Origin of the sequence: Tardiphaga sp. (genome assembly GCF_028290495.1) — a bacterium.
Lineage (GTDB): Bacteria > Pseudomonadota > Alphaproteobacteria > Rhizobiales > Xanthobacteraceae > Tardiphaga.
The window spans coordinates 1-10,027 of the sequence record NZ_JAQGJT010000037.1 but is presented as its reverse complement, the minus strand read 5'-3'; the positions used below and the strand labels follow the sequence as shown (position 1 = coordinate 10,027).

The following is a 10,027-nucleotide window of genomic DNA, read 5'->3' as shown; positions in this document are numbered from 1 at the left end:
TTGGTGGTGAAGCGGACGGCCTTACCGGCCTCGAACTCGACGTCGGGCTTGCGCGCCGCCTTCGGTAAGACCGACTGCTGGAACCGCTCGAAGTTCATGGCGTCGGCCACGCGCAGGTCCTGCACCTCCTTGGCAGTGAGGATGCCATAGCGGCGCTCCCTGCCCTCGCCGACGGTCATGAAGTGCAATCCACGGACACCAGGCGTCGCCTTCACGCCCTCGTAATCCCGCTTTCCCTCGAACTGCACGAACGCATAGCCCGGGATCATCGCCTTGGGTGTAGGTTCTACCGAAAGCACTGGGCGCCCATTCTGATCCTTCCTGCCGGTCTTGCGCCTCGTGTAATCGGCCGGGCACATGGCATTGAACCCGCGGGCAGTCATACCCGACACAGCAGTAAGTTCGCGGTTCGGTTCGCACAGCACGATGTGCCAGCCTGAGTTCGTCGTTTGCATTTCCGGCACGCTCGTATCCCTCTTTCAAATCTTAGTTGCAGTGCGAACGGCCCGGAATACGCTGGGCGGGAAGGCGTCGATTTCGGCCGGAAAGCATATAGTGGTGGCCAAATGGAGCGATTCGATTTTGACGCCGCAAGAATTAAGCCTGATCAAAGCCCGCTATTTCCGGTCGATATTGAATGTTGCCAAGCCAACCGAGGAAGCTTCCGCTCTCCGCCTGATAGGCTCGCTGGCGAATGACGCACAGACAGCCGACGCGCCGCCCGATCTCGCCGCGGCCGAACTGGCGGCACTGGAAGCCGTCCGGCGTCTGGCAGAGAGCATGCATACGCGGGAGCACAACTTGGTGGCCGCTTGGAATGGCGCCACGCGTGCTGTGCAACACTGGCTCGGATTGTTGGGTGACCAGCCGCAGTAAATCATGCTGCGTTCTCCTCTGAGCTAGGAGCCAGCTTCTCTCCGGTTGCTTCGTCGTAGCCTGGGGGAATGAGCCACTTGCATTTCGCCGCTATAGTCTCGACGCCGTCGACGATGTGCCGGCAGAAGAACGGCGGGCGAAGGCCGTGCTCGCGGTTGTACTGGCAGTGGGCGTTGCCTTCCGGTGTCCCCTGCACCACCAGGACGAACGGCTCCTGCGGCGCGGGCGCCGGTTCCGGTTTCGGTTTCCACTCGGGGTTTTTCTCAAGCTTGAACCGCAGCCAGTGGTCGCACCACAGCTTGAAATCCATATCGGGGTTGAAGCTAACCTTCCGCAAAGTCATGGCCTTAGCGATGAATTTGCTCAGTTCTAGCGTTAGATCAGCCTTCTTCATCCCCAGGCTGTAGGCGTATTCGATCGCAGCGTCGGACGGCTCGTAGCTCAGGTCGATCGGGATCGGCTTTTCTTCCGAGACCAATTTCAATTCCGAGCGAGCGCCTCTCTCTCCCTTTTCTTTCGATTCGGTTCGGTTCTTTTCCCCTCCATTCCCTTCCGTTCCATTCCCTTGGTGAACGTAACGTTCGGTTTCGTCGGGTCCAATATTTTCCTCTGAATCGTCGTCTCGTTCATCGTTACGTTCATCGTTACGTTGTTCGTAACGTTCAGCGTCACGTATCGCCTTTGCTGCTTTTCTGGCTTCCGTTGCGGCTGCCGTCTGCGAAGTCTGCTTCCTCTTCTTGGATCCAGACTCGATTGCCTTTTCGGCGATCACCGGATGATAGAGGCGACCGTCGCTACACTCGACGAATCCGCGCAACGCCGCTTCGCTAACGCCACGCCAACCCTTGAGATCGCGCCCGAATCCGGCAAGGTTCGCCAACATACGCTCATCCTTCGGCACCGACGCCGCCGGAACCTGGTGCCAAGCCGCGCACCACAACAGGACTGCCGCGCGAAACTCCTCACCGCTGGCGAGCACAACAAGGTCACTGTCGCGCAGGCGCACGACTTCCAGCGGCATATAGGTGAAGCCGCGCAGGTCGAGGTTTGCCGGCGTCAGCGGGTCTGGGAGTTTAGCCATTCCGCAGGCGTCCTGTCGTTTTTCGAGAGATTGCAGGGCTTGCAGGCCGTCGTCAGGTTCGACGGCTCGTTCGACCCACCGCGGGACGCGGGCACCACATGATCGCAGTGCAGAGGTTCATCGACCGCGCCGCAGTACGTGCAGGCGCGGCCATCGCGATCGAAGATAAATTGCCGTATCCGCTCCCAACGGGAAACGCGCCGCCGACTGAAACCGAAAGCGTAGACAACCTCTCCAGCCGAACCATCCCATTCGACCCGCCCGGCGCCAATCAACTGCGGCAAATCGTGGCGCACAGCGTCAAACCCTGGCGTCGTGCTCGTGAACCGGTCCCGGGAATCACAAAGAGTGCCGAGCGTCAGGAGCGCAAGCCGAGCGTCAAAACTCAGCGCCACGAAGGCCTCGTCCGACCATATATTTGGATGGATGCTCCTGTTGCGCCCCATCACAGCATATCCAAGGCTGATAGGTACGTGTCCAAGATCGTTTCCTGCTCGGCGCGCTCGTTCGCGTCCTGCTTGCGCATGCGGATGATGGTGCGTAGCGCCTTGACGTCGTAGCCGTTTCCTTTGGCTTCGCCGTAGACGTCCTTGATGTCGTCGGAGATCGTCTTCTTCTCTTCCTCGAGACGTTCGATACGCTCCACGATCGCCTTCAGTTGGTCCTTGGCGAAGCTATGGGTGACCTCGTCGAGAACTGAGGTCGCTGAGTTGTGTCCGATAGATGCAGTCATGCGAACTCCCGAAGGCGTTTATTAACTAACGATTTCAGCATTGTGCTGGCTCTATGGAAGCGGCGATCGTCGTCTGCTTTAAGGATCGAGAACGAAACACGCGATGGTGGGAAATGACTGATAAGCTGGGACTGATACTCACTTGCCTGAGCCTCGTTGGCTTCGCAGGACTGGCCTTCTTCGACGGTCGTCCCTGGAGCCCTAGGAAGACGGCCTTTGCCGCACTCACTTGCATAGGCATAGCCGGCGCGGCCCTGATGTTTCCTTGACTGGCCGCTCACCCCTCAGCCCTCCCCTCAAGCATGCCGACGGCCTCAGCCACACGCATAGCCTCACTGAATGGCGCGACGACGGGCTCACCGAGCTGCCACGATATGACGCTATGGTCCGGGCTACTGTCGTCCGGGCCCACGTAGCTCCAGCCGACGGCGTACCATTCAGCTAGGACTGCATCCGAAACGATCTTGGTCTGGTCTTGCGTCTTCTCTGTCATGACGCCTCCGAATTCAGACGGGATGCGGCTTCGCCAGCGACAGCCGACCAGCCGGCCGCGTCGATGTGATTGTCGAGACGGAATGGGCCCGTGTACGCCCTTGCCTGCTTCAGGCTCACCATCATCTGAGCAACGTCATGCGCGTTGATAGGCCGCTTCGGTGCCTTCCCGGCGATAGCCAGGAGCCCGTTCCACATGAGGGCGATGCGCTCGAGCCCGAGCAACACATCGCCGTAGGCTTCCTTACGGTCGCCGCCGACGAGATCCGCCGCGGCCGTTGCTACTGCTTTGGCTTTCATGCTGCCGCCTCGTCGAACTTGGTTGCTTCGTTGCCCCATCCGTCGAATCCGGGGCGGGTCTCCCGAACGAACAGGTCCGCGCGGCGGAGCGATCGGGGTGTTCTGCCGATGGCGATGTCGTAGAATTCATCCGGCTTGCGGCTGTGCTCGCGGGCAATGCCGTCGAACAGCGAGGGAAATGCGCCGTGATCCGGGTTGCCGAGCGTACAGAGCAGAATCGGCTCGTGCATCGTTCGGGCGCCATAGCCGGTGCCGACGCGGACCTTGCCGTTGCACGTTGTCTTGCGCCAGACGATCTCGGTGATGGGCGTAAAGCCCCAGGCAGATGCCGCCGACTGCGCCGCTCCCGTAGCCATCGCCCAGCCGCACGTCCAGAGCAACAGCAAGCAGTCGCGCCGGGCCAATTGGCCGACAGGCAGCGCCATGATGGCATCGAGGCCCATCACGTCGTTGTGCGATCCGGCGCCCTTCTTCTGGCCTTCCTGCGAATAGGTCCGAAAATTCCACGGCGGATCCGCCACGATCACGTCGTAGCCGAACATGCGCATCCCACCGAAGGGCCAGGTCACAGTGCTCATGAGGTACCCCATGAGGATACGTTGACGTCTGGCCGGAGGCGCGGGCTACGATCTGCCGGAGGGGGTCCCAGATGGCAGTCGCCCGGCGTGACTTCGTGCACTTTCAACTTCGCATCGATGGCGAGTTGAGAATGTGCCGGATCACGAGGTCGGCTCTTTTGATAAGGGAGCGGCTCGAGATGCGAGACGACACTACTGAGGTAGTTCTCAGAATCTTCGAACGAAACAAAATTGAAATCGAGAAGTTGGCTATAACGATCGTGCGACAATGTCCCGCGAAGCGTCGAAAAATCACCATTACGACGGCCGAGTTCCCCGGGTGAGACGCGCTCCAAGAAACGTGCACAATTCACTGATCTGCCTGGAAGAGCCTTATGGCGAAGACGTCCCTGCCTAAACACGAGCTTGAGCGAGCAGTTCTTGCGGAAATCAGGCGCTCCTTTGGCGGCGCAGAAATTCTCGCGGTAGAGGTCGATTACTGCGCGGATTTGGATGCCGGTTCCAACTGGCGCATTGCGGCCACCTCCCGGCGGGCATCGAGTATCGACAACGCCACGGAAGATGACCGCTTTCATACGGCGTCGGCGATCCTGGCTGCTTACGAGAAGCTCGGGAGTCTTTTCAACCTGCGCACTCATTCCTGACTTCAAGACCGCGCCTCCCCTGCTATTCCCTTGATGGGGGAGCGGTTGCGGTCACGGGCGGTGAGACGAGGATCGACGCCAATCTTGATGCCGGACGCGATGCGCGACACTAGGTCCGCGCCACACAAAGGCTCGATGCAGACGCCATGCGCCTGGCACCAGTCCCGGAATATCTTGATGGCGGCCTTGTGCTCAGGGGTTCTCACGTAAATCTCCGGTCCGTAGCCATGTCTAATTCTGAAGCGGGGGTCCGCAAGGTGGCGTGTTTCACGCCCCTGCCTCCGCAGTCTGGAGGGAGGGGGAACCCACGGTCGGGAAAAGCGATGACGGCACCCGCTGGCCGCGGACGTTGCCCGATCGGATGTTGGAGAAGCCCATCGCCCTACCGTGAGCGCGGCGCCGCTCCTGCTCCTCTGCACTCAGGCGCGGCGGCACGCGTACAGGCGGGCAGCAGATCGCATGGTGGTGCGCGCAGTAGCTCTTGCCGGGCAGCGTTTCATTGCCGCAGGCAAGATAATCCGGACCGCCGTCGGCAATGAAACGGCACTGGTTGGATTCGGTACTGCGATAGAGATTGAGATCGCGGAACGGGATTTCGAGCGATCCGGCGAAGGGTTCGATCGGCGGGCGCGGCTCGGGCTTCTGCGCCGGCGGCGTCACGACAGCAAGCGCGTCGCGGATCCGTTGCTGGCGCGCAGCGTCCTTCACCCTCTTCACTTCGGCTCGGCGCTCACGCTCGACAGGATCTTCGCATCGCGGGCGCTTCGCCGGCAGACCCATCCGGTTGGCCTTGCCAATGACGGCTTTCCGGCCGCCGTCGGCAGTGTGTTCGAAGGCGCCCATCTCCTTGGCAATGGCTTCCGGCGCCATGTCGCTAGACCAGAGGTCAGCGAGTCGCTGCTTGCGGGCTTCGGTCCATCCTGAGTTTGATCCGTTTATCACTGTGCAGCCCCCAGTTCTTGTTTGATGATTTCGACTTCACCGCGAAGTTCGACGTCGCTCTGAATCTTGCGTTCGATCTTCCGCACCGCATGCAGAATCGTCGTGTGGTCTCGGCCGCTAAAGCGGCGGCCTATTTCAGGAAGGGATTTCAGCGTCAGCGTCTTGGCCAAGTACGCCGCGATCTGGCGAGGCAACACGATGTCGGCTGTTCGCCGCGAGCACAGCAGGTCGTCCATCGTGACGCCAAAGTGCTTTGCCACCGCTTGCTGAATTTCATCGATCCGCGGGCGCCGCGGCGCGTCGGGGGCAATTTCATCCTCGATTGAGAACCAGAGTGGCTTCAGCGACTGGTGGATTTGTTTTTGACGTTCAACCCACCCCTCCTCCGCCACAACCGGCGACAGATCCGGCGCGACCTCGATCGACTGAACCTCATTCTTCACAACCGCAGGCGCCGTAACGCTCTCGCGCGGCGTCACCCGAGCGAGGCGAATTGCCTTTTGCAGCATGAAGTCGGCGGTCTGCATCGGTGCGGCCTCTCTGCGTTAGGAGAAGTGGAGTTCAGCGCTCGCCGGAACGAATGCGGCGGCAGTCGTCTTGGAGCCGCAGGACGTTGTCCTTGACGTCTTCGGCCGCTGCTTCGATACGCGTGGCCTCGGCTGGCGTGACCTTGCAGTCGGCGATCGCGCTGCACATCTCGGAAATCAACTCTCCGGATTCCTTGCCGACCGATCCGACATGGCGAGCCATGCTTTCGACGGCTACACCGCGCTCGTCTTTGACAAGATCGAAGCCGCGGAGTTCGGCCCAGGCGCGCAGAATCCGATCATCGCCAGCGAGCGCATCGAGATCCATTGCAACATCGATCGGAAGAAACTCGCTCTCGTTAGGATTGCCCGCCTTGCTGATGCGGCTGGCGTCGATGCGAGTGCGCCGCGCAAGGTCGGCGAGCGTGCCGGCCTCCATCGTAGCGCGCCGGGTCGCTGCTTTCAGCGCGAGATAGTCAGAGTTGCGATATGGCCTGTCGTTCACGCTATGGCCCCCTGTTCGATTTTACTGCGCGCTTGTGTAGTTGATCGCATCGTGACGGCATGGTTCACGCCTTCACCAATGAGATGGATTTCGAAACGCTGGCCTTTGCAGCCAAGGTGCGCGACGCGGTCGCGTTCGTGGCGCCGCGCTCGGTCGGGCGCACGGCGCCGGGAATCCCGAATTGGAGCAGCCGCGCTGTTCCAGCGATTCCGAAATCTTTAATCAAATCGTCCGCACCATCTGACGGGGCAGAACCGACAGGTGCGTCATGCGAACCGATCGAGATGTGGTTGCAGAACGATTCCTCGCCCTCGCCGCGGCAGGGGTTGCCCTGCTCTGCAGTGGGTTTCTGCTTGCGGCATTCGGATAGCTTGCCGGAGGAGCGAAGCGGCAGATCGCCCGCGCCGGGCTGCAACAGCCATGCGCGTTCAAGCGCCGAGACTTCATCGTCGAAAGAAAGAGCGGAGCCGACCGAAGCCGACTCCGCTAAGTCTGGGGAGGAAACGCCCACAAGGGCTGGCGCGCCGCGACCGTCTTTCGCGGCGTCTGAATTGGATGCCGTCTCTCCGGCTGTCCCGTCCATAAACTCAGACGTTGCAGACACGTTCCACGACGTGTCGCGCCTACTTGAACCCGTCGCAGGACGGCCCGATTTCGTGTCCGATGATCTTGTGTCTGCCTCTGGTTCTTTCGCATGGGATGAAACAGCGACAGCCGGGGCCAGGGGCTGGGGGGCAACTTCGGCCCCGGCCGTCGCTACCGCAGAGCGACCTGCGGATTCGGAAATTTCTTCGCCGCGTATCAATCGCGAGACAATCGCCTCGCAGTCATCACAGAGATTGACGCCCTGCCCGTCATTGACGATCGCAGGAGATCCGCAGCCGATACAGGGCGGGATCGGTGCGGACAGTAGCCAGTGGAGTGGATCGAGGGGGCTGGTCATGCGGCGCCCGCCCGCTCGGTCTGAGGGGCTGGCTTGGCGGCTAACCGCACCAATATTTCAAGGGACACACCCGGAATGTTATTGATGATGGAAGCGGCGACGACGCGCTGCCAATGTGCCGGCGGGATCGAGTCCCTCGCCTTCATCGTTCGCGCATGACTGTCCGGCACACCGATCGCGTCGCCAAAAGCCGACGGACCACCAAAAGCGTCGATGACAGCGGAGAAAGTGTCCATCCCAAATCGCTACACCCGGTAGCGATTAAAGTCAACACAGCACGTAGCGATTTGAGCGCTACAAACGGTAGCATGGACAAGGATGCGAAACGCCGGGCCGAACAGGGCTCTCGCCTGACAGAAATTCGAAAAGCCGCCGGCTTCCGGTCAGCCCGAGCTGCGGCTCTCGAATTCGGGTGGCCAGAAAGCACCTATCGAGCCCATGAAGGCGGCACCAGAACGATCGGCCTAGACGATGCGGAGCGGTATTCCGGCGGATTCCGCAAACGCGGGGCAAAGGTCACGAGCCAGACGATCCTCTACGCCGCCGCTGACCCCACCGCAGGTACCGGCGGGTTTCTCGCAGCAGCCCAGGCGGAGGCTTCGTCAGCGCCGCCCGTCATCCGCCCGGCCGGACCCGAGCCGACGGAGGTCGAGCCGGCCGACAATGCCCCTACCCTCTCCCAGCTTGGCGACTTCGACGTCGAGGTCCGCGGGATATCCGTCGGCGGGTCTGACGATGAATTCTATTTCAACGGCGAGGTGATCGACCATATTCGCCGGCCACCAGGCATCAAGCGGGCCAAGAATGTGTTCGCTCTCAATGTCTCCGGCGACAGCATGATGCCACGCTATGAGCCTGGGGAGCCCATCTACGTGCAGCGGGCGAACCCGGCCGTGGGCGACTATGTCGTGGTGGAGCTCTATCCGGAGGACGAGGGCCACGCTGGCAAAAGCTTTCTGAAGCAGCTTGTGCGGCGCACCGGGCGCCGGGTCACCTGCAGCCAGTTCAATCCGCCCAAGGAAGTCGAGTTCGACGCAGGTGAGGTCAAAGAGATCTTCCGGGTGCTGAAGCCACGCGAGCTCTTGGGCTAAAGGCCGCTTGCTCTCACCCAGAAGTTGCGGTTGGATGGCTGCTCACTAGGACAGGAGACACTGGTGGCAATCTTCCTAATTTGGTTGGTGCTCGCCATCCTCGTAGGAATCGCTGCAAATGCGCGTGGAAGAAATGGCGTCGGCTGGTTTTTTCTTTCAGCCGTACTGTCCCCGTTAGTGGGCGTAGTCTTTCTGATCGCCATGCCCAACCATGCGGATCACTTCGAAGCCCGGATGAGGCCGGAGGATGATGTCCTCTACCGTGTCGGCAAAGCGCGAAGGGCAGGACCTCCGGGCGATAGCAACGTGACCTTGGTCGGCGTCGTGATTGCTCTGTTGTTAGTGGGTTTGTATTTTGCCGGGTACATCAAGCTCGTGCCGACGCCATGAACCGCCCTGCCCGGCCGGACGTTGCTGGCGCACTAAGTTGCAGTTGGATGGCTGTATGCTAGATGCCCCGACCTATGAGTTTAAGCTTGGAGACCGCCTTCAGCTGAGCAAGGTCGGAAGGCAACGAAATCCGCGAATCCGCGCGCAATTCTGCACTGTCGTCAAAGTCGGCGGCGAGCGAATGATCTCAAATAACGTGGTCGTTCGCTTCGATGGCAACGTTTGTGCGACCAGATTGCACCGGAGCTACTTGGAGCCTCTGTCGGTGAGGTAACGATGAACCGCCCTACCCAGCCCAGGTCCCCGCCTGCTTCAACCGCATTGGGCGAATTTGAAATTGACGGAATTTCAGACTGACGGCAGAATGATCCGATGGGACAGGCCGAACGACCGACATGCCCTGACTGCGGGGCTTTCTTGATCCTGGCGCTACCTCTTGGCGGCAAGGGAAAGCGCACGCTTCAATGCTTCGAATGCGACGGCCCCGACCCGATCGAGGCCGAGCAGGCCATCGGATGGTTGAAGGGCGAACTGCGGCCACCGAAGTAAGGCTCTTCGGTTCACCTTGCAGCCTTGATTATCCCCGCAATGAACAGCGTTTCTTCGTTTTTCGAGGATTCTAACTTAAAGTCAGGAACCGAACATAGTTACGTTTGTTAGCCGACATCACCGCATCGATCTTGGCCTCTACCGGTGATGAGAGCAGCGCTCCCGCCCTTTTCTGAAAGCGGGAACATGTGCAGCGCATGCGACGAACTCAAACTGAAAATTAATCGGTACCGCGAGATCAACAGACAGGCTCTCGATCCATTGACGATCGAGCGCATAGCATCTCTGGTCTATGATCTTGAGCGACAGCTTGCCGCTAAGCATTAGCGTGGATCATTTCGGCGGCTTGTCTCCCTGCTCGATGGGGTAACTTTTA

The 10,027-nt window shown here is 60.4% G+C and carries 17 protein-coding genes and 1 pseudogene; 5 read left to right on the top strand and 13 right to left on the bottom strand.

All coding sequences use genetic code 11. The annotated features are described in order from the left end of the window. A partial coding sequence (locus tag JWQ24_RS06660; protein ID WP_299805901.1) for a transcription termination/antitermination NusG family protein occupies positions 1-455 on the bottom strand: 455 nt, incomplete at its 3' end. A 103-nt stretch (positions 456-558) separates the two neighbouring features. On the opposite strand from JWQ24_RS06660, the gene JWQ24_RS06655 reads away from it, so the two are divergent. Next, positions 559-876 carry a hypothetical protein gene (locus JWQ24_RS06655; protein ID WP_299805899.1) on the top strand — a complete coding sequence of 106 codons (318 nt, stop codon included), beginning with the start codon at positions 559-561 and terminating at the stop codon, positions 874-876. 1 nt (position 877) lies between these two features. Here the strand turns inward: JWQ24_RS06655 and JWQ24_RS06650 are convergent, their stop codons facing one another. The 6 genes from JWQ24_RS06650 to JWQ24_RS06625 all read right to left on the bottom strand — a co-directional run bounded on the left by JWQ24_RS06650 (position 878) and on the right by JWQ24_RS06625 (position 4,060). After that, positions 878-1,957 carry a DUF1376 domain-containing protein gene (locus tag JWQ24_RS06650; protein ID WP_299805897.1) on the bottom strand — a complete coding sequence of 360 codons (1,080 nt, stop codon included), beginning with the start codon at positions 1,955-1,957 and terminating at the stop codon, positions 878-880. Then, positions 1,933-2,253, bottom strand: coding sequence for an HNH endonuclease (locus JWQ24_RS06645; RefSeq protein WP_299805894.1), 321 nt, complete (start codon positions 2,251-2,253; stop codon positions 1,933-1,935). The genes JWQ24_RS06650 and JWQ24_RS06645 overlap by 25 nt, the downstream gene beginning before the upstream one ends. Positions 2,254-2,402: 149 nt before the next feature. Beyond that, the gene (locus tag JWQ24_RS06640) at positions 2,403-2,690 is read right to left on the bottom strand and encodes a DUF2312 domain-containing protein (RefSeq protein WP_299805893.1); all 288 of its coding nucleotides are present in this window, start codon (positions 2,688-2,690) and stop codon (positions 2,403-2,405) included. Positions 2,691-2,967: 277 nt separating this feature from the next. After that, positions 2,968-3,183 carry a hypothetical protein gene (locus JWQ24_RS06635; RefSeq protein ID WP_299805891.1) on the bottom strand — a complete coding sequence of 72 codons (216 nt, stop codon included), beginning with the start codon at positions 3,181-3,183 and terminating at the stop codon, positions 2,968-2,970. Beyond that, a complete protein-coding gene (locus tag JWQ24_RS06630; RefSeq protein ID WP_299805889.1) occupies positions 3,180-3,482 on the bottom strand; it encodes a DUF6378 domain-containing protein in 303 nt (100 codons plus the stop codon). Before JWQ24_RS06630 ends, JWQ24_RS06635 begins: the two co-directional genes overlap by 4 nt. Then, positions 3,479-4,060 carry an MT-A70 family methyltransferase gene (locus JWQ24_RS06625; protein WP_299805887.1) on the bottom strand — a complete coding sequence of 194 codons (582 nt, stop codon included), beginning with the start codon at positions 4,058-4,060 and terminating at the stop codon, positions 3,479-3,481. Before JWQ24_RS06625 ends, JWQ24_RS06630 begins: the two co-directional genes overlap by 4 nt. Positions 4,061-4,131: 71 nt before the next feature. On the opposite strand from JWQ24_RS06625, the gene JWQ24_RS28560 reads away from it, so the two are divergent. Beyond that, positions 4,132-4,383: a DUF1488 family protein gene (locus JWQ24_RS28560; RefSeq protein WP_366521415.1), complete on the top strand. Its 252-nt coding sequence runs from the start codon at positions 4,132-4,134 to the stop codon at positions 4,381-4,383. A 51-nt stretch (positions 4,384-4,434) separates the two neighbouring features. Next, positions 4,435-4,704: a hypothetical protein gene (locus JWQ24_RS06620; protein ID WP_299805885.1), complete on the top strand. Its 270-nt coding sequence runs from the start codon at positions 4,435-4,437 to the stop codon at positions 4,702-4,704. A 2-nt stretch (positions 4,705-4,706) separates the two neighbouring features. On the opposite strand, the gene JWQ24_RS06615 is transcribed toward JWQ24_RS06620, so the two are convergent. The 6 genes and pseudogenes from JWQ24_RS06615 to JWQ24_RS06590 form a co-directional block, all read right to left on the bottom strand. Then, positions 4,707-4,910, bottom strand: a complete 204-nt coding sequence (locus JWQ24_RS06615) for a hypothetical protein (protein WP_299805883.1) — start codon at positions 4,908-4,910, stop codon at positions 4,707-4,709. Between the two features lie 61 nt (positions 4,911-4,971). Then, positions 4,972-5,646, bottom strand: a complete 675-nt coding sequence (locus JWQ24_RS06610) for a GcrA family cell cycle regulator (RefSeq protein WP_299805881.1) — start codon at positions 5,644-5,646, stop codon at positions 4,972-4,974. Further along, a pseudogene (locus JWQ24_RS06605) lies at positions 5,643-5,942 on the bottom strand (helix-turn-helix domain-containing protein); the annotation flags it as partial. The pseudogene JWQ24_RS06605 and the gene JWQ24_RS06610, both read right to left, overlap by 4 nt. Before the next feature lie 265 nt (positions 5,943-6,207). Continuing rightward, entirely contained in the window at positions 6,208-6,678 is a 471-nt protein-coding gene (locus JWQ24_RS06600) for a phage regulatory CII family protein (protein WP_366521414.1), read from the bottom strand. Positions 6,679-6,742: 64 nt separating this feature from the next. Continuing rightward, positions 6,743-7,621, bottom strand: a complete 879-nt coding sequence (locus JWQ24_RS06595) for a hypothetical protein (RefSeq protein ID WP_299805877.1) — start codon at positions 7,619-7,621, stop codon at positions 6,743-6,745. After that, entirely contained in the window at positions 7,618-7,857 is a 240-nt protein-coding gene (locus JWQ24_RS06590) for a hypothetical protein (RefSeq protein WP_299805876.1), read from the bottom strand. The genes JWQ24_RS06595 and JWQ24_RS06590 overlap by 4 nt, the downstream gene beginning before the upstream one ends. 72 nt (positions 7,858-7,929) lie before the next feature. On the opposite strand from JWQ24_RS06590, the gene JWQ24_RS06585 reads away from it, so the two are divergent. After that, positions 7,930-8,712, top strand: a complete 783-nt coding sequence (locus JWQ24_RS06585; protein WP_299805874.1) for a S24 family peptidase — start codon at positions 7,930-7,932, stop codon at positions 8,710-8,712. Between the two features lie 63 nt (positions 8,713-8,775). Continuing rightward, the gene (locus JWQ24_RS06580) at positions 8,776-9,102 is read left to right on the top strand and encodes a hypothetical protein (protein ID WP_299805872.1); all 327 of its coding nucleotides are present in this window, start codon (positions 8,776-8,778) and stop codon (positions 9,100-9,102) included. Positions 9,103-10,027: the final 925 nt, after the last annotated feature.